Annotated in this window: 9 protein-coding genes; 5 read left to right on the top strand and 4 right to left on the bottom strand. The window is 68.6% G+C overall.

The features are described 5' to 3' along the window. Positions 1-446 precede the first annotated feature (446 nt). The 3 genes from AC5P09_RS01995 to AC5P09_RS01985 all read left to right on the top strand — a co-directional run bounded on the left by AC5P09_RS01995 (position 447) and on the right by AC5P09_RS01985 (position 11,802). A complete protein-coding gene (locus AC5P09_RS01995) occupies positions 447-4,823 on the top strand; it encodes a LamG-like jellyroll fold domain-containing protein (protein ID WP_493872119.1) in 4,377 nt (1,458 codons plus the stop codon). A 530-nt stretch (positions 4,824-5,353) separates the two neighbouring features. Then, positions 5,354-11,395 (top strand): polymorphic toxin type 17 domain-containing protein, encoded by a 6,042-nt coding sequence (locus AC5P09_RS01990; protein WP_493872302.1) that lies wholly within the window; start codon positions 5,354-5,356, stop codon positions 11,393-11,395. Between the two features lie 14 nt (positions 11,396-11,409). Then, positions 11,410-11,802: a hypothetical protein gene (locus AC5P09_RS01985; protein WP_493872118.1), complete on the top strand. Its 393-nt coding sequence runs from the start codon at positions 11,410-11,412 to the stop codon at positions 11,800-11,802. Between the two features lie 455 nt (positions 11,803-12,257). On the opposite strand, the gene AC5P09_RS01980 is transcribed toward AC5P09_RS01985, so the two are convergent. The 4 genes from AC5P09_RS01980 to AC5P09_RS01965 form a co-directional block, all read right to left on the bottom strand. Next, positions 12,258-13,952 (bottom strand): phospholipid carrier-dependent glycosyltransferase, encoded by a 1,695-nt coding sequence (locus AC5P09_RS01980; RefSeq protein ID WP_493872301.1) that lies wholly within the window; start codon positions 13,950-13,952, stop codon positions 12,258-12,260. A gap of 23 nt (positions 13,953-13,975) precedes the next feature. Next, entirely contained in the window at positions 13,976-14,962 is a 987-nt protein-coding gene (locus AC5P09_RS01975) for a class I SAM-dependent methyltransferase (RefSeq protein ID WP_493872117.1), read from the bottom strand. A 137-nt stretch (positions 14,963-15,099) separates the two neighbouring features. Beyond that, on the bottom strand, positions 15,100-16,434 hold the full coding sequence (locus AC5P09_RS01970; protein WP_493872116.1) for an alpha-2,8-polysialyltransferase family protein: 1,335 nt from the start codon (positions 16,432-16,434) through the stop codon (positions 15,100-15,102). Then, on the bottom strand, positions 16,434-17,420 hold the full coding sequence (locus tag AC5P09_RS01965; protein WP_493872115.1) for a glycosyltransferase family 2 protein: 987 nt from the start codon (positions 17,418-17,420) through the stop codon (positions 16,434-16,436). Before AC5P09_RS01965 ends, AC5P09_RS01970 begins: the two co-directional genes overlap by 1 nt. 198 nt (positions 17,421-17,618) lie before the next feature. On the opposite strand from AC5P09_RS01965, the gene AC5P09_RS01960 reads away from it, so the two are divergent. Together AC5P09_RS01960 and AC5P09_RS01955 are read left to right on the top strand one after the other, a co-directional pair. Further along, on the top strand, positions 17,619-18,998 hold the full coding sequence (locus AC5P09_RS01960) for a DUF6716 putative glycosyltransferase (RefSeq protein WP_493872114.1): 1,380 nt from the start codon (positions 17,619-17,621) through the stop codon (positions 18,996-18,998). A gap of 35 nt (positions 18,999-19,033) precedes the next feature. Beyond that, entirely contained in the window at positions 19,034-20,287 is a 1,254-nt protein-coding gene (locus tag AC5P09_RS01955) for a cytidylyltransferase domain-containing protein (protein WP_493872113.1), read from the top strand. Positions 20,288-20,298 lie beyond the last annotated feature (11 nt).

Genomic DNA, 20,298 nt, shown 5'->3' with positions numbered 1-20,298 from the left:
CGGTTTCCGAGGATCGACTCGCCGACGCGACGGCATTCCCGTGAAGCCGACGGGCAGCGGCCGGACTGATGGGTGGTGAGTATATGAGGGTGCTGTCCCTGGACCGCGGTGGGCCCTTTGTGTGCGTACGATCCGCCTCCTTCCGGCCCGCCGACTCTAGGCGCCCGGTGCCGAGTTAGGGGCTCCAGCGTTTCCGCTGGAGGGTTCGGTGGAGGTGGCCGGGGGCGCTAATGCGGTAGCGACTTGACCCAGTGGACGCCGCGAATTTGTCTGTACTGCTTCAAACTTTCACTTGTGATGCTAATCACTGCCTGGGCTTTGTGAGCGCATGGGGCGTCAGCGATTGTTTGTCCGGTTTGAGTGATCTGGACGGCCGCATTGGCCCCACCTAGATTCCCCTCCGGTGTGTCTTGAGGGATACGTGAGAAAACGGGGGAGGGAACGTGATGGGGAGACGTCTGTCCAGACGTCCGTCGTTGCGTGGTTTCGGGGGACTGCTCGGTGCTCTGCTGGTCGCCGGACTGCTCACTTCGCCATCGCAGGCGGTAGCCAATGTCGCCGCGGCGGAATCAAAGTCCACGGCCTCCGACACCGACGTCGGGAACGGCGCGGAGGACGCGGCCCTGGCCGAGGCCGCGCGGACCGGCAAGGAGGTCGAGGTCGCTGCCTTGCGGAGCGAGACGGCCGAGGTGTTCGCGAAGCCGGACGGCACGCTGGAAGCCATCGAGCATCTGCGTCCGGTGCGGACGCGCGTCGATGGGGCGTGGAAAGACATTGACACCACTCTTGAGCGGCGGTCGGACGGATCGGTGACGCCAAAGGTGGCGGCGACCGGGATCGTTTTCTCGGGCGGCGGGGACCAGCCGCTGATCCGGTTGGAGCAGGCGGGGCGGGCGCTGTCACTGTCGTGGCCGGGCAAGCTGCCGGAGCCGGTGCTCGACGGCGCCACGGCCACGTACCCGTCGGTCCTGCCGGATGTGGACCTCCAAGTGCGCGCCGACATCGACGGCATCTCGCAGGTGCTGGTGGTCAAGTCGGCCGAGGCGGCGGCCAATCCGAAGCTGGCCGAGCTGCGGCTGGCGATGGACGCCGACGGCATGACCGTGGGCGAGACCGCGGACGGCGGCTTGGCTGCCACCGACTCCGGTGCCGGCGGCACGGTGTTCGAGGCGCCGCGGCCACTGATGTGGGACTCCAGCAAGGGCACCGACACAGCCACCGCCAAGACGGCCTCGCTGCGCACCACCGACGCGGCAGCCGCGGCCGACGGCGAGGTACCGGGCCCGGGCGAGTCCGCCCGGGTCGCCCCGCTCGGGGTCGAGGTCACCACGGGCGGTGACGAACTGGTGCTGACCCCGGACCAGAAGCTGCTGAAGGACGCCACGTACCCGGTCTACATCGACCCGCAGTGGTACTCGCCGAAGGCCGGCAACTGGACGATGGTCTCGAAGTACTGGGCGTCCTCCCCGCAATGGCGGTTCAACGGCGACCCCGACGCGGGCATGGGGTACTGCGCGGGTGACACGCGGTGTGCGCCGCAGGACGTCAAGCGGCTGTTCTACGCCGTGCCGACCTCCAGGTTCGCGGGCAAGACGATCCTGTCGGCGGAGTTCGTGGTGAAGGAGACCCACTCCTACAGCTGTGACAAGAAGGACGTGCAGCTGTACCGGACGAAGGGCATTTCCTCCTCGACCACGTGGAACTCCCAGGACAACGACGCCTTCTGGGCCGACCTGCTGCAGACACGCAGCGAGGCCAAGGGCTGGAGCGGCGACTGCCCGGGCGGCAACGTGGAGTTCTGGGCGTTGCGGGCGGTGCAGCAGGCGGCGGCCAACGGCTGGGCGACGACCACGTTCGGCCTGCGGGCCAGGAGCGAGACCGACCCGTATGCGTGGAAGCGGTTCGCCGACGACGCGTGGCTGCGGGTGCAGTACAACCGGCCGCCGGGACAGATCAAGATGTCCCAGCTCAGCCAGAAGCCGGGCGGCACATGCTCGTCCACCGCCAAGCGCGTCCGGATTCTGCCGACGCTGCGGGCCAACAACGTGACCGACCCCGACGGGGACAGCGTGGCGGTGCAGTTCCAGGCCTCGTGGGACACCGGGGACAGCAAGGGCTTCGCGGCACGCTGGACATCGGCACGGTCGACATACAAGAAGTCGGGTTCCGACTTCTCGATCACGCTGCCGTCCAGCATCCCCAAGAACAAGTTGATCGGCTGGCATGCACGCTCCTACGACGGCGCGCAATGGTCGCCGTGGTCGTACACGGGTTCGGCGACGGACTGTGTGACGGTCTACGACACCAGCGTGCCGGCGGAGCCGAGGATCACCTCAGCGCAGTATCCCGAGTCGGACGCGGAGAACCCGGACGATCCCTGGTTGGACGGGGTGGGACGCTACGGCACCTTCACCATCGACTCCACGGCCACCGATGTCACGAAGTACTGGTTCGGGGTCAACACGCAGCCAAGCAGTGCCCACACGCTGACCACCTCGGGCGGCGGGGCGAAGACGATGAAGTTCATGCCGACCAAGTCCGGCGTCAATTTCATCACCGCGCAGGCCTTCGACACCGCTGGCAACGGCAGCAGCATCGGCGTGTACTACTTCCGGGTACGCGCCGGGCAGCCCGACCGGGTCACCTGGGACCTGGACGAGAGCGCGGGCTCGGACACGGTGAACGGCCAGGGCGGTGACTGGCCGGCCACCCTCTCGGCGAGCGGCGCCACCGTCGGGGGCGAGGGCGTCCTGGGCAGCGGGCTGCACCTCGACGGCACCCAGGGCCATGCGGCGACCGTCTCGCCGGTACTCGACACGGCCAAGAACTTCACCGTGTCAGTGTGGGCGAAAGTGGGCGACATCCCGGCCACCGCCCCGGAGGGTGCGGTGGCCGTCTCTCAAGTCGGCAGTGCGCGTAGCGCCTTCGAGCTGTACTACTCGCCGTCCCGCGCCGGCTGGGTGTTCGTGCGCCATGCGACGGACACCGAAGGATCGACCGGGTCCCGCGCCATGCAGCCCGCCTGCGCGAGCGGCGACACGGCCTGCGTGCAATCCCGGACCAACACGTGGACGCACCTGGTGGGCGCCTTCAACGGCATCGAGTCCGTGGTCAAGCTGTACGTCAACGGAGAGCTGGTCGGCACCGCGCCCTTCAGCGGGCCGTGGGACGCCCGTGGCCAGACCCTGCTCGGCGCCACTCGCAAGGGCGGCGTGCTGGGCGGATTCTTCAAGGGGAACCTCGACGAAGCGCAGTTCTTCGACTATCAGCTGACCGACGCCCAGGTCCGGACGCTGGCTGCCAAGCAGCCTGTGGACAATGCCAGGCCCGCGAAACTGGTCTTCCCACTGGACGAGGAGCCCGCCCCGGCGCCGCTCGCGGTGATCGGCCGAGGCCAGAAAGTGCTGGCCGCGCTGCACGGCGGACCCATCCTGGGCAGCGCGGGTGCCGGGGGCACTGCGCTCGCTCTGGACGGCACCGACGACTACGCCCAGACGAGCCGACCCGTGCTGGACACATCCCAGAGCTTCTCGGTATCGATGTGGGCGCGGCTGCCCAAGGACAAGGCCGTGCGGCCAATGACAGCGATCAGGCAGACCGGTTCCCTCGCCCCCGGGCTCGAGCTCTACCACTCATCGAATCTGGGCGGCTGGGTGTTCGCCCGCGAGACGTCCAACTCCGCCGACGCCACCATCGTGCGCGCAACACAGAACGCCTGCCCCGCAAATGAGAACTGCGCTGCTGCGGGGCTCGGCGAGTGGAACCACGTGGTTGGGGTCTACGACCACGACACCGACCAGATCAGGCTCTACATCAACGGCGTTCTGAAGGACACCGCGGCGTTCACCACCCCCTGGGTGGCAACCGGCAAGGTGACGCTCGGCGCAGCGGGCGACGGCACTGGTGCCTTGTCGAACTTCCTCAAGGGCGACATGGACGACGTACGAATGTACGACCGGGTGGTCTCGGGCGACGAGGTGAAGAACCTCTTCAAGCAGCACCCGGTCGTCAAGGGCCGGTGGAAGCTGGAGTCCGCCTCCGGCACCCCGTCGGTCTCGCCGGACGCCATGGCGGGAGGCCGCCCGGTGACCCTCTACAACGGCGCGAAGACCGGCGGCGGCTGGGTCGACTCCGGCGCCCTGGTCCTGGACGGCGTCAACGACTACGCGGCGACCGGGTCGGTGCCCATCGACACCAGCCAGAGCTTCACGGTCACCGCTTGGGCGATCGCCCCCGCAGGACGTCCACAGGAAGCGGGCACGATTCTCAGCCAGGAAGGAGCTCTCAACAGCGCGTTCACAGTCGGCTACGAACCGGGCCCGGACGACGGTGACCCGTCGACACCGATCGTCACCGGGCGATGGCGGATCATGATGACGGATGTGGACGATTCCGACCCCGCGGACGACGACACCGAGGTGGGTGAGTCGACGGCAAGCAGCACGCTCTTCGACGACTACAGCGCAAACGGTTGGAATCACCTGGCTCTCGTCTATGACGCATTTGCTGACCAGATGATGCTCTACGTCAACGGCCAGCTGGAGCAGTACGTCTGCGCCGACGCCGACGCGAACGGCACCCAGGACGACCCGGCCTGCACCGATCACATCTCCTGGGCCGACAACACACTCGGTTTCAACGCCACCCGGTCCCTCCAACTGGGCCGGGCCAAGACCGAGGGCGTGTGGGGCGACAACTGGTCCGGCGCCATCGACGACGTCTGGACCTTCCAAGGCGCCTTGGAGCAGGAGCAGGTCCAGCAACTGGCGCTTGGCACCGCCGACCTGCCGACCACGGTTCCCGGAAGCGGGTCCGCGGGTTGATGGCGGCGGAAGGACGGCACAGCGGCAGCACCAGGGCGGACAGCGGCAGATCGAGGGGTGGGGCAGTGAACAGGCAGTGGTGGCGGCGTGCCCGCAGACGCACAGCGCTCGCGGTGTCTGCGGTGCTGGTGGGCACCTTGGTCCAGGCGGTGACGACCCAGCCCGCCGCGGCGGACGACCCGAGCAAGGAGCGTCCGGCGGTCGTCCAGGCGGACAAGCCCGTCACCGGGCACGACCGCAAAGTGAAGCCGCGCAAGCACACCACGGCACCCCTGACCCCGCAGGGCGACCCGGCCGCGGCATGGCCACCCTCCGGTGAGGCGGTCGCCACGGTGCCCGTCGCGCGCACGACGGGGAAGGGCGCGGCAGCGCGGACCCGGGCCGGGAAACTGCCGGTCGCGCTGCGCGCGCCCAAGATGCCTAAGTCGGCCAAGACGGCCAAGACGGCGCAAACTTCGGCGGACCGCGTTGCCAAGGCCCGCGTCCGGGTCCTCGACCACAAGCAGGCGGAACGTGCCGGAGTGGACGGCATGCTGCTGGCCGTCGACCGGGCCGACACCGGTACCCGCGCGGGTACGGTCGGCCTGGAGATCGACTACAGCCGTTACGCCGAGGCGTACGGCGGCGGCTACGGCTCCCGCCTCCACCTGGTACGGCTGCCCGCCTGCGCCCTGACCACCCCCGACCGGCCGTCCTGCCGTACCACCGAGCCTGTCGCCACCGCGAACGACACCGAGCACCACACTCTGAGCGCGGACGCCGTGAGCCTCCCCGCGAAGCCCAGCTCGGCGCCGCTCTCGGCCACCACGTCGTCGGCGACCGTCCTCGCCGTCACCGCCGCCGCTTCCGGCAGTCAGGGTGACTACAAGGCCACCGGCCTCGCTCCGTCGGCGACCTGGCAGACCTCGCTGAACACCGGCGACTTCGCCTGGTCGTACGCCATGGAGGTGCCGGACGTGCCCGGCGGCCTCTTCCCCAAGGTGGGTCTGTCCTACTCCTCGGGTTCCATCGACGGCAGGACGACCACCACGAACAACCAGGCGTCCTGGGTCGGCGACGGCTTCGACCTGTGGCCCGGCTCCATCGAGCGGTCGTACAAGTCCTGCGAGGACGACGGCATCACCATCGACGGAGAAGACTCCGGCGACCTGTGCTGGGGTTACGACAACGCCACCCTCAGCCTGAATGGCCGCGGCGGCGAGCTGATCCGGTCCTCTGACGGCACATGGCACCTGCAGAACGACGACGGCACCCGCGTCGAGAAGCTGACCGGCACCACCGCGGCCCCGCGTGACAACGGCGACGACGACCAGGAGTACTGGAAGGTCACCACGACCGACGGTACCCAGTACTTCTTCGGCTACCACAAACTGCCCGGCTGGAGTTCGGGCAAGGAGACCACCGACTCCACCTGGACAGCGCCGGTCTTCGGCGACGACGAGAACGAACCCTGCCACAAGAGTTCTTTCGCCGACTCCTGGTGCCAGCAGGCCTGGCGCTGGAATCTCGACTATGTCGTCGACACTCATGGCAACGCCATCGCGTACTACTACGACAAGGAGACCAACAACTACGGCCGTGCCTTCAAGGCCGCCGACGACACGCCGTACGTGCGCGGCGGCACCCTGGACCGCATCGAGTACGGCCTGAACAAGGACACCGTCTACACCGCCAAGGCCCTGGCCAAGGTCGACTTCACCTCCACCCAGCGGTGCATCCCCCAGACCGGGGTGACCTGCGCGGCGGACACGATCGACGACAAGTCGTTCTACTGGTACGACACGCCATGGGACCTCAACTGCAAGGCGGGCACGGACTGCGCCGGCCTGTACTCGCCGACGTTCTGGACCCGGATGCGGCTGGCCGACGTCACCACCCAGAAACTCAAGTCGGACGGCACCTACACGGACGTCGACTCCTGGGGCCTGGCACAGCGCTGGGGCATGGCGGACATCGACTACTCGCTGCTGCTGGACTCGATCCAGCACACCGGCCGGTCGGCCACGCCTGCCATCACCCTGCCGAAGGTCACTTTCGACTACCACCAAGATGCCAACCGCCTGGACAAGACCGGCGACGGCACTGCGCCCTTCATCAAGCACCGCCTGTCGACCGTCGCGGACGAGTCGGGCGGACAGATTGACGTCAACTACACGGCGGAGGCCTGCTCGTGGGACAGCCTGCCCACGCCGGAGACCAACATCACCCGCTGCTATCCGCAGTACTACACGGCCTCCGGTGACGCGAACCCGTCCCTGCAGTGGTTCAACAAGTACGTGGTGATGTCGGTGACCCAGACCGACCGCACCGACCAGTCCCCGGACATGATCACCCAGTACGACTACCTCGACGGGGCGGCCTGGCACTACGACGATGACGACGGCCTGACCAAGGAGAAGTACAAGACCTGGTCGCAGTGGCGCGGTTACCGCCACGTGCGGGTACGCACCGGCGGCACCTCCGGTATGGAGACGCAGACTGACCGCTACTTCCTGCGCGGTATGCACGGTGACCGGCTTAACAAGGACGGCGGCACCAAGACGGTCACCCTGGACGACGGCGAGGGCGCCACGCTCAGTGACTGGGAGGCGCTCCAGGGCTTCGAGTACCGCACCGAGAACTACTCCGGCCCGGGTGGCAAGATCCTTCAGAAGGCGGTGAGCCACGGCTGGTTCCACGAGACCGCCAAGCGCACCCGATCCTGGGGTACCACGACCGCCAACCACCGCGGCACCGCATCGCACCACGCGTACACCTCGCTGGACGGCGGGGCCGGCACCAAGTGGCGCGAGACCACCGCCTACACGACGTTCGACGATGCCAGCGGCCGCGTCACCCAGGTCAACGACCTCGGGGAGACCGGTGTCGACATTGACAACCGGTGCATCCGTACGACCTACGCGGACAAGGCGTCCGCCAACCTCTACGCCCTGGTCTCCCGCGTCGAGACGGTCTCGGTCGACTGCGCCACGACCCCCGCGCGGGACAAGCAGGTCGTCTCCGACGTGCGCACCGCCTATGACGGCAGCGACTACAGCGCGACCCCGTCCAAGGGCGAGGTTCGCTACGTCGCCTCGCTGAAGTCCCACGACGGGACGACCGCGAAGTACCTGGAGGCGGGGACCACGTACGACGGCTACGGCCGTGTGGCCACTTCCACGGATCTCACCGCCGACATCACGGTCGGCGCCTCCGGATCGCTGACCCGTACTGCACGCGCCGACGGCCGGACCACCATGACCACGTACACCCCGGCCTCCGGAATCCCGACCAGCACCAAGGTCACCGGCCCGCCGGCCAAGGCCGGCGACAGCACCACCGCCCAGAGCGTCACCACGACGCTGGACCCGGTACGCGGTGATCCCACGGCCGTGGTGGACACCAACCTCAAGCGCACGGACTACACCTACGACGCCCTCGGCCGCTCCCTCAAGACCTGGCTGCCCAACCGTTCCAAGGCCAACAGCCAGACGCCGAACTACGAGTTCACCTACGTCGTGGCCGAGGCGGCGGCGCCCGCGGTCGGAACCAAGACCCTGAGGAATGACGGCAGCCAGGAGGCCGCCTACTCCCTGTACGACGGTTTCCTGCGGCCCACCCAGACGCAGACGCCGGGCCCGGATGGCGGACGGCTGCTGACCGACGTCTTCTACAACGCCCGCGGCCTGACCGCCAAGAGCTTCGCGAGCTACTACAACACCGAGCCGCCCTCGCCCGTCCCGCTGGACCTGGACGACGCGCTGAGCGTGGAGACCCAGACCTGGTTCGGGTACGACGGCCTCGGCCGGGAGATCCAGCGCAAGGATGTCGCCGGGAACGGCGACGGCGGGGCCGTGCTGGCGACGACCACCACCGTCCACTCCGGTGACCGCGTCACCGTCACTCCGCCCAAGGGCTCCCCGGCCACCACCACGGTGAGCGACGCCCGCGGCAACGTCCGGGAGCTGTGGCAGTACCACGGCAACGCGCCCACCGGCGCCCACGACGTCACTGCCTACGCGTACACGCCGTCGGGTCAGCTGTCCAAGGTCACCGACCCGGCCGGGAACAGGTGGACGTACGAGTACGACCAGCTCGGTCGCACGGCGCGTACCACGGACCCCGACAAGGGCACAGTGGTCTCCGCCTACGACGACCGCGGCCAGCTCCTCTCCACGAAGGACGACCGGACGAAGGACGCCGACAAGGTCACGCTCGCCCATGTCTACGACGGCCTCGGCCGCGAGACGGAGCTGCGCTCTGGAGGCACCACCGGCCCGCTCCTGGCCAAGTGGACCTACGACACGGTCACCAACGCCAAGGGGCAGCTCGGCTCCGCCACGCGCTACGACGGCACCAATGAGTACACGACCACGGTCAACGCCTACGACGGCCTGTACCGGGCGACGCGCACTACCACCACGATCCCCGCGGCCGAGGGAGCCCTGCAGGGCTCCTACCAGGTCAACAACCAGTACAACCTCGACGGCACACCGGCCGGCACGTCCTACCCTGCCGCTGGCTCATTGCCCGGCGAGTCGCTGGCCTACGGCTACGACGCCACCCACCGTCCGATCAAGGCGACCGGCACCAGCACGTACCTGACGAACGTCGTCTACAGCTTCACCGGCAAGCCGATGGTGACCGACGTGGCCACCACCGGAGGCAAGTCCACCCGAGTGTCCGACACGTACGAGTGGGGCACGCAGCGGCTGAAGACCTCCCGGGTGGACCGCGAGGAGGTGACCGGCGTCGACCGCTCCACCACCTACTCCTACGACGAGACCGGCAACGTCCTGTCCATCGCGGACACCGCGCGGGACGGCACGGACAACCAGTGCTTCCAGTACGACTACCTGCGGAGGCTCACCGAGGCGTGGGCCCAGGGCACGACGGCCTGTGCCACGGCACCGGCGGCCTCATTGTTGGGCGGGCCGGCTCCGTACTGGCACTCGTACACGTACGACAAGGAAACCAACGGTGCCTCCGTCGGCAACCGGGCCACCGAGGTCCTGCACGATCCGGCCGGTGACACCGCCAAGGACGTTAAGCGCGGTTACAGCTACCCGTCCGCCGGGTCGACGCAGCCCCACGCGCTGAAGGCGGTCGGCACCGTCGGTCCGAATGGCAGCACGGCCCAGACCGCCTACACCTACGACGAGACCGGGAACACCGACACCAGAACCGTCGTCGGCGGCACCCAGAACCTGGACTGGGACGCGGAGGGCAACCTGGCCAAGGTCACCGAGCCGAACGGCAGCGGCGGCACCAGGACCACGTCGTACCTGTACGACCCGGATGGCAACCGGCTCATCCAGCGCACCGACACCGAGACCACGCTCTACCTCGGCGACAGCGAGATCGTGCTGCCCAAGGGCGCGACGAAGGCCAAAGCCACCCGCTACTACGACCTCGGCGACGGCATCCAGGCCGTCCGCACGGACGACAACAAAATCACCTTCATCCTTCCCGACCACCAGGGAACCGGCCAACTGGCCGTGGACGCCGCCACCCAGGCGCTACAGCAGCGCCGAACGACACCCTTCGGCGCGGTCCGTGGCAAGCAGCCGGCCGCATGGCCGGGCACGAAGGGCTTCGTCGGGGGCACGAACGACACCGCGACCGGTCTGACCCACCTGGGTGCCCGGGAGTACGACCAGGCGACCGGACGGTTCGTCAGCGTCGACCCGGTCATGGATCTGGCCGATCCCCAGCAGATCAACGGGTACGCCTACAGCCAGAACAACCCGGTCACCATGGCCGACCCCAGCGGTCTCATGGCGTGCGCGACGCCCGACGAGTGCGGAGGCGGAGCCCAGTACGGCAACAACACCCCCACGAAGAACAGTGGCGGCAGGCCGCTGAACGACCCGTCCTGGGGGTGTAACGGCTGCGACGGGAACAGCTACGACGACAACTGGTGGACGACGAGCGGCTACAGCGACTCCGCGGTAAGCCCGACCTTCATCCCCGGCACCGTCATGGTATTCCCCGGCGTCCACGTTCCGAAGGACTGGAACCGGGCGGCGGAGTTCAAGAGCAAGCTCAGCGAGAATCTGACGAGCGGGGGCTTGAAGCTGGACGACCTGGCCCGCTGGGTGATGAACCCGGAGTTTCCCGAACAGCCTGGTTACGCAGCCCAGGAATTCAGCCTGGCAAAGCTGAGGATCTGCGGGCCGCTGGACTGCCCGAAGAGCGTTTTCCGACTCGGCGAGGCGTTCAGCGCGGCCGCGGCGATGGGGTTGGCGGCGGCCGGCGGAGGCGTCCGGGGACTAAGCGGCGCTGGCACCAAGTCCGTGGTGCGGACCGGCATGAAGGGTCTAATTAAAGAGGCAAATCTCCCGATAACGGGGAAGATTCGCTATGTGCCGCCCCCTGGAACTTCGGTCAACACCGGCTTGCCGAGGGCGCCGCAAGGTGGGTACTTCGATAGGTTTGGTAACGTGTGGAAAAAAGGTCCGTCCCGAACTAAGGGTGAAGATTTCGAATGGGATGTCCAGCTGAGTCGTCAAGGTCGGGCTCAACTCGGCTGGATGACTCGCGATGGATCCCATCTGAATGTTTCACTCAAGGGGCGAGTTACTCATAAGTAAGGAACTGGGCGAAAATGGGAGTCGAGGCGGAGCTCCATGTTTTTCTGCGCGCGTCGAACAAAAAGAGGCTAGAGCGGATCATTTCAGTCATTCGGCGGTCTTTTCCTCTGGAACTAGGTGAGGAAGTATCCGAAAAATACTGGAAGGATCCAGGCCTTTTCGATGTTCGTTTTCCGATTACTGTTCCGCCTGGTGTGCTGGAGTCCGCGGTCTTCGATTTGTTGAAGGCTGCGTGGACCCTCGGAGGCCCGTGGCTTGTTGCTGGGATCGGTAAGCCGGGTAATCCCGGATGGGAGTTCGAGGCTATCGCTGATCATCGGAGTGCACGTATTTCAGTTCCCGGTTTGGAGTGGGCGAGGATTTCTCTTCTACTTCTCCCTGCCGCTTCTGATGGCGCGGATGTGTAGTTGGCTCAAAGGGGACGGGACGGGTAAGGGCGCGGCAGCCTCGCCGCCCCCCGGCTCAGACCTCCTCGAACGGCGCGCACAACCGCCGCAGCACTGCTCCTCACGGCCATGGTGCCTTGAGGTCTTCGTAGGGTGTAGGCAGGCGCCCGCCCGGACTGGCCGCGATCCGGAGTACTTTTGTCAGCGTCTCGGTCAACTGAAATGCCAGCAGGTGCGGTTCGCCCAGCGCCCATTGGCGTCCGTCCAGAACGCGTTGTGCCTCTGAGGAGTTCACGGGCCAGACTTCGAGCTCGCCGACTGCACGTTGTCGCCGAGCCGGGAGAGGTATCCGGTCGCCTCGCCCGCGAGTAAGTATGGCCTGCCCGTCGGCTCGGCCCAGGGCAGCAGGCACACCTGACCCCATGGGTTCATCATGGGTGCGCCCACCGGCGAGATCATGGACTACAGCCGGAGCATCAGGGCCGGCGATAGATCGTGATCGAGTGCCCGAGCTCGTCAACCGCCCTGCTGCTGTCAATCAGCGCCTCCAGCGGGCCCTCTGCCGTGGCGACCGCGGAATCCGACACGACGAGCAGGCCGCGGACCTTGTCCGGCGGGACCGTCAGCGGGTCGGAGGCGTGGATGCCGTAGTACGAGGGCTCGCCGCTGCCCTTGTAGACCAGCCAGACCGTCTCGTGCGGGTAGCGCTGCCGCAGGCGGTCGGCGAGGCGGCCGAGGTCCTGGCCCCAGTCGACGTTCGAGTCGTGCAGCCACAGGTGGGTCTTCGCGGGCCCGCCGAACGCCTCGTTCGCGTACGGCAGGTAATACGGGTACGTGCTGAGCGAACTGACGCCGACGAACGCGACGAGCACCGCCGTCACGGCGTACGCCCATCGCCGCCGGACTGCGATCACGGCTGCGGCCGCGACGGCGAGGAAGAGCGGCATGAAGATCGCGTACCGGACGCCGAGGTCGCGGTCGCCGGTCATGGCCGAGGCGAGCAGAACGGCCGTGGGAAGCAGCACGTACGGGACCGCGGGCCGCAGTGGCCGGATCGCACACAGTGCCACGGCACCGGCAGCCCACAGGGCTAGCATGCCGAGCGGCGTCTTCACCAGCAGGGCGGCGGGCAGGTAGTACCAGAGCGCGCCGTAGTAGGGCCGGCCGTAGAGGAAGCCGGCCCGCACCACGACCTCCTCCTTGCCGAACTGGATCAGCATCCCGTCCCGGTACTCGCGGGGGAGCGGCAGCCAGTCGGCGGCAATGGCCCGCAGACCGTGTACGTCCGGCATGTCGGTGGGCGCGGTCCAGTGCAGCCGCGGGTCGACGACGAGGTAGGAGGCCCACACCACGGCGACCGCGATCAGCGTCATCCCGGCCGCCCACGTGATGCCGAGCGCGAGCGGCCGTGCCAGGCGGCGCGGGCCGGTGTGCCGGGCCGCCAGAACGGACAGCACGGCGAGGAGGAGAACCACGGGAACAGCCGGCAAGGTGTTCATCTTGGTGGCCAGGGCCGCACCGAGCGCTGCCCCCGCCAGTGGCAGGTACACCCCCGGCCGCCGACGCGCCCGCCAGGTCAGCCAGACCGACGTCAGCACGAAGCCCGCCGCGGGCACGTCGAGGGCGGCCAGTGACCCGTGGGCGATGACGTCGGGCGAGAAGGCGTACAGCGCGAGCGCCGCCAGGGCACCCACGCGGCCGGTGAGGTCGCGGGCGAACGCGCAGACGACCAGCCCGAACAGCAGCGTCAGCACGATCATCGGCAGGCGGGCCCACAGCATCAGATGCCCCGGGTCGTTGCCGGTCTCGTACAGCAGTTTGCGTCCGAGCCTGCTCTGGTGGGCGGGGAGTTCGCTTCCGAGGTGCGGGGCGGCGATGACCACACCGGTCGCGATGATGAGCTTGCCCAGCGGCGGATGCTCCGGGTTGTACCGCAGGCTGTGCTCTTTCAGGTAGACCGTGGCCGTGCCGACGTACACCGGTTCGTCGATGGTCGGGGTCTGCTCCACGGCCGTCGTGACCATAGCCACCGCCATCTGGGCGAGGAGCACCACGACGGCGAGCGCGAATACCGGCCGACGGTGTCGGCGCAGCGCCGCGAGGCGGTCCGGGCGTCTTCGGCGGCGCCCGATCTTCCCAGGGGCGCTGTCCGCAACGGTCTCCGTCCGCACAGCACCCACGTCCGGTCCTGACGTCACCCTCTGCGGACCAGCCGCTTGAGCCGGGTCACCGGCGACACCCGGGACGCCGACCCGCGGTCGGTCTCGTACGCCTTCTTGAGCTGCTCGAAATGGTCCGCCCGAGTCCTGCTCAGGTACTCGTCCGACAGCAGCGGCCTCGCAATGGACCAGGCCCGCTTGTGCTGGCCGTCGTAGTGGGCGACGTACGCCTTGGACAGTTCCAGGACGGACTTGAAGGGGATGCCGCCGGTGTGGTCGCGGTCGATGCGGTCCTGGACGGCGGAGATGAGGGCGAGTTTCTCGTCGACCGTGTACGTGTCCTCGGTGATGGACTTCAGGACGTCCTCGGGGATCGGTTTCGTCACCTCGAAGGCCAGCGTGGAGCGGATCGGGGGACCCGCGATCTCGATGTAGGGGAGCAGCGCGCCGGTGCTCCAGTGCAGCCACGGCAGGCGCGGGCCGGCGAAGTCCTGGTGGAGGACGACCGAGCCGGGGCGCATGCGGGTCAGGAAGCGTTCGGAGACGCAGCGGAAGACCCTGGCCGTCTTGGCGATGTCGATGTGGAGGAACTCGACGGGCGTGGTGTCGTTCGGGTCGGAGGTCTGCCAGAGGTCGCCGGCGTGGATCTCCAGGAACGGGAGGAAGGGCTCCAGGCGGCCGCGGAAGTCGTTCAGGAAGGAGTTGTCGTCCTCCGGCTTGTGGCCGGAGGTGAAGAACTTCTCCGTGGCGAAGGTGCCCTTTCCGACGCGGAAGAAGTCGTACGCGTGCAGCCGCCCCGTCTTCTCGTCGAAGACCGGGCTCTCCTTCAGGCCCATGGCCAGGGCGTACGTCGATCCGCCGCCACCGGAACCCAGTTCGACGATGTGGCCCTCGCCCGACAAGGTGTGGCGCCCGACGAGGTACAGGAATTGCAATTCCCAGGTGCTGCACTGGGTATAGGGCAGGTTGTCGGGCAGCTGGACGCTGTCGAACATCGAGTAGAGCCGGCCGAGCTTCGTCATGAGTTCCTCACGGGATTCGGTAAGCGGTGTCCGTGATCCTAGAGTCACGGACACCACCTAGCCATGGAATCCACGGAGACACTCGATCGTGTGCCGCTGTTTCTTCGGTCTAATCCCCAGGTTCACCCGTGATTCGCTCAGCGCTTCACGGCCTTCTTCAACGCCCGTGCCCGCCGCACCACCCGCCGCGCCGTCGCGTTGCGCGGCAGAAACGCCAGCCGCTCCGGAATTCCCCCCGGCAACCCCAGCGACGTGAGCCGCTTGCGCTTGAAGTAGCGCTGGGTGCGCGGCCCGAAGTGCTTCGAGAGGTAGCGTTCCGCGGCCGGGCGCAGCCGGTGGTAGATCTGCGGCTGCATCGTGAAGCCGACCGCGGTGACGAGGCCGTTCAGGTCCTCGGCGGGGATCGGCTCCTCGCCCGCCCGGGACTCCAGGTCCGCCAGCACCGCGTCGGCCAGCACCGCCGGCACCCGGTTGCTGTTCTGGTACGGGGTGAGCCGGTCCAGCAGCGGCTCGGTGCCGATGCGGGCGACAGGGAGGTCGTAGAACACGGCCGCCGTGAACAGGGCCGTGGAGAAGCAGCCGACCACCAGTCCCGGTCGCGCCTTCTCGAAGAGAACCTCGGCAAGCACCGGAGTGTCCAGCACCGTGAGGTCGACGCCCAGTTTCTCGGCCTCGGTCTCCAGGAGGCGGCTGTAGCGGGCCGGTGCGGTGGGGTGCGGTTTGAAGACGATGGTCCGGTGCCCGCGCTCTACCGCGCCGCGCATCATCCGCACGTGCAGGTCCTCCTCCTCCTTGGCGGAGAGGATGTTCAGCGCGGACAGGTACTGGCCGAGCAGCAGCGCCGCGTTGTCCGGCAGGACCGGCAGCTCCGGGACGGCGGCCGTGAGTTCGCCCATCACCTTCCGGAAGGCGTCCGTGGGCACCACCTGCGCCGGCACCTCGAACTCGGTCAGCAGCATCGGCCTGAGCCCCGGCACCAGGTCCAGGTGCAGCAGCCGGCGCACCCGCGTGCCGACCAGCGGGTCGAGCTTGTTGCGCGTGGGGCCGTAGCTCATCAGGCCGTCGGCGTAGACGTCGACGGGCGCGCCGGTGAACAGCTGGGCCACCGTGAGGGCGGGGGTGACCTGGATGGATTCCAGGACCAGCTCGACACGGTCCTCGCCGAGGCCCCACAGAAGGCGCAGATAGCGCTCGAAGAGCGGGACGTCGTCCGGGCGCGGGGTCCAGGAGCCGGGGTGGAAGGGGTGGATGGCCTCGTTCCAGGACAGCACCTCGTCGAAGTGGCTGCGCAGCGGCTCGAAGCCCGGCATCTCGTCGAGAGCCGGAGTGGTCTCCGGGGTGGTCGAGTTGTTGAAGACCAGCAGCACCCGGCGGTCCGGCTCGGCGAACAGGTCGGAGTCGATCGCGGCGGCCAGGGTGGCGGCGCCGTACAGCGTCGAGGCGCAGAAGATCTGCACGGTACGGGAGGACATCAGGCGGCCGCCTTCGCTGTGGTGACCCGGCGCCGCAGCCGCCGCAGCTTGGAGGAGCGGCGCATGTCCATGGTCTCGAGTACGTCACCGAGCGCGTCCTGCGGCATGCGCTGTATCGCCGCCGCGCTCATCGCCCGCAGTTGCTTGGCCACGGCCGGTTCCCACTTGGACTCGTCCGCGAGGTGGTGGGCGATGATCGCGCAGTAGGTGCGCACCGCCTTGGGGAGCAGGGTGCCGGCGTCCGGGTCCGCCGCCGTCTCCTCGATCACCTGGTCGAAGGCGCGGATGAAGTCGAGCTGGCGGGCGTCACCGATCTGGGTCAGCGAGGAGGCGACCCCGCGCCGGTAGAACACGCCCAGCAAGCTCACCACGGCGAACGACTCGGCCTCGCGGTGCAGCTTCCAGATCCACGGCCGGTCCTCGGCCGTCCGCAGCCCGTCGGTGAAGTGCAGCAGCCCCTTGTCGAGGAGGCGGCGGTGGTAGGCGCCGGCCCAGGCGTAGGCGTAGTCCACCGAGGTCGTCCGGTCCGCGGGCAGGATCGCCTCGCGCGGGTCCAGCACCTCGCCGCGTCTGCCGACCGGCGCCCGGTGCACGGTCCGGGCGCGGGCGGTGGCCTGCACATGGTCGGTGCGGACGAAGTCGCATCCCAACTGCTCGATCGACGACACCAGTTCGGCGAGGTAACCGCGGGCCAGCCAGTCGTCGCCGTCCAGGAACGTCAGGTACTCGCCCTGCGCGGCGTCCAGGCCGGTGTTGCGCGCGGTGGCGAGGCCGCCGTTCACCTCATGGCGGATGTAACGCACCTGGGCGACGTCCGAGAGCTCGTCGGCGGCGCGTTCGAGAATGGCCGGGGTTTCGTCCGTCGATCTGTCGTCGATCAGCACGAACTCGAAGTCACGCCGAGCGTTCATTCGAAGGCTTCTGAGGGTGTCCGGGGCGAATTGCTGCACGTTGTAGAACGGCACGATCACGGAAAGCTTTGGCACCTGCAAAACCCTAGGAGCCGGTCCGGCAGCTGAACCGTACGGTGCCCATACAGGGGGTGAACTCCATGTGTCGGAATGGTGCACCCCGTGTACTTTCCGCTTTTCCACGGGCCAGTTCGGCTCCAGGGGGGCTGTTGTTAACTTTTCGTTGATTCCTGGTTGGGCCGCACCTAGAAATTGCTTCCTAGCGTCTTCCTCGTGCCACCAAGTACAGGACCAAGTACAAGGAACACCCCGCGAATCGCCGTCCTCGCGGACTCGGACACCCGCTGGAAATGGGGTGCGCTGACCGCGGACCGCATCACGCCGGGCCCGTCCATGGAAACCGCATCGCGTGACGACGCGCAAGCGGGCCTCGCGCTGAGCGGGTTCCTGCTGCGCGGCCGGGCCACGCCCACGCCCCGCCAGCTGGAAGAGGTGGGGGTGCGTGCCGACTCGCTGCGCGAGGTCACCGCGGTCGAGTTCCTGCGGGCCATGGCCGAGGAGGAGTACGACGTCGTAGTCATCGCCCTCGTCGGCGGCGGCGTCCAGGCGATGCTGCACGGACTCAAGCGGGTCTGGGAGGGCCGTCAGAAGCGTCCCGTCGTCGTCACCGGCTATGTCGGCGTCGTCTACGAGAAGCTCGCCGACGGCCTGCTGCTGCGGCACGGCGCCGACCTCGTCCTCGCCAACTCCCGCCAGGACGCGGACCGTTTCCGCGCGGTGTACGAGGGAGTGGGCGCCGACGCCTCGTCGGTGACCGAGGTGGCGCTCCCGTTCCTCGGCGGGGCCCCCTACACGGGGGAGCACGACCCCTCTGCGGAGCAAGGGCGCAGGCCCTACACGGTGGTCTTCGCGGTCCAGCCGTCCGTCCCGGACAGCCGCAAGGACCGTACGTACCTGCTGGAGCGGCTCGTCAGGCACGCACGGATGTTCCCCGAGCGCGAGGTGCTGCTCAAGCTGCGCTCCAAGCCGGGCGAACACACCACGCACATCGAGGAGTTGCCCTACCAGAAGCTGGCGCAGCGCTCCGACCTGCCGCCCAACTTCCGTCTGGTCTACGGCCACATGGGCGAGGTCCTCGACCGCACCGACCTGCTGGTCACGGTCAGCTCGACGGCCGCCCTGGAATCCCTGCACCGCCGCATCCCGACCGTCGTGCTGACCGACCTCGGCGTCCGCGAGGTGCTCGGCAACCACCACTTCGTCGGCTCCGGGTGCCTGGCCTCCTGGGACCAGCTCGACGCCGGTCACCGGCCGGCGCCCGACGAGGAGTGGGTGGCCCGCCAGGGCGTCGCCGCGGACGGCTCGTACGCGACGGCCTTCGACGCGGCCCGCGAGCGGATCGCCAAGCTGCTGGCCGCGCCCGAACTGCCCCCGCTGACGCCGTACTACACACCCGCGACCGCGCCCGGCTATCTGCCCGGCATCCTCGCCCGCCACCACCTCGGCCCCGACGGCAGCCCGCTGCCCGGCGCCCCCGCCGCCGACAAGGAGCCGGGCCCGGTCCGGCAGATCGTGCGCCGGGCGGCGCGCGGCGCCTACCGGCACGGCGTGCAGCGGGTCGCCCCCGTCATCCGGCGGATGGGCGAGCTGTGAGCGGCGCCCCGATCCCTTCCCTAGGAGTACAGGCCATGTCCAACCCGGAAGCGGGCCAAGGCGCTTCGGTGCGCCGGGTGCTCGCGGTGATCCCCGCGCGCGGCGGCTCCAAGGGCGTACCCGCGAAGAACCTCGCCCCCGTCGGCGGTGTCCCGCTGGTGGTCCGGGCCGTGCGCGAGTGCCGCGCCACCCGGCTGGTGACGGACGTCGTCGTCTCCACCGACGACCAGGCCATCGCCGCCGCGGCCCGCCAGGCCGGCGCGGAGGTCGTCCTGCGGCCCGCCGCCATCGCCGGGGACACGGCGACCTCCGAGGCCGCGGTCCTGCACGCCATGGAGGCCCACGAGGCCCTGCACGGGGCGGCCGTCGACGTGGTGCTGCTCGTGCAGTGCACCAGCCCGTTCATCGTGCGCGAGGACATCGACGGGGTGGCCGGCGCGGTCGTCGAGAACGGCGCCGACACCGCGGTGACGGTCGCGCCCTTCCACGGGTTCATCTGGCGCGACGCGGACTACGCCGACGACGAGGCCGGGTCCGGTGAGGTGACCGGCGGTTACGGCGTCAACCACGACAAGTCCTTCCGCCCCCGCCGCCAGGACCGCCCCCAGGACCTCCTGGAGACCGGCGCCGCCTACGCGATGGACGCGGCCGGCTTCCGCAAGCACCAGCACCGCTTCTTCGGGCACACGGAGCTGATCCGCACCGACCCGGCCCGCGTGCTGGAGATCGACGACCCGCACGACCTCGCCCGCGCCCGCGCGCTGGCCCCCCTCTTCGACGCGGACCGCCCCGGTTCGCTGCCGGCCGCCGACGACATCGACGCGGTCGTACTGGACTTCGACGGCACCCAGACCGACGACCGGGTGCTGATCGACGCCGATGGAAAGGAGTTCGTCTCCGTGCACCGCGGAGACGGCCTCGGCATCGCCGCCCTGCGCAGGAGCGGCCTGAACATGCTGATCCTCTCCACGGAGCAGAACCCGGTCGTCGCCGCCCGGGCCCGGAAGCTCAGGATCCCGGTCCTGCACGGCATCGACCGCAAGGACCTCGCACTGAAGCAGTGGTGCGAGGAGCAGGGCATCGCGCCTGAGCGCGTGCTCTACGTCGGCAACGACGTCAACGACCTCCCGTGCTTCGCCCTCGTCGGCTGGCCCGTGGCGGTCGCGAGCGCCCACGACGTCGTGCGCGGCGCCGCACGCGCGGTCACCACCGTGCCCGGTGGCGACGGCGCGATCCGAGAGATCGCCAGCTGGATCCTCGGCCCCTCTCTCGACTCCCTCAACAGTTAAGGAACGTTCTG

This window comes from Streptomyces sp. a15 (genome assembly GCF_059026085.1).
This window is presented reverse-complemented; position numbering and strand designations above follow the sequence as displayed.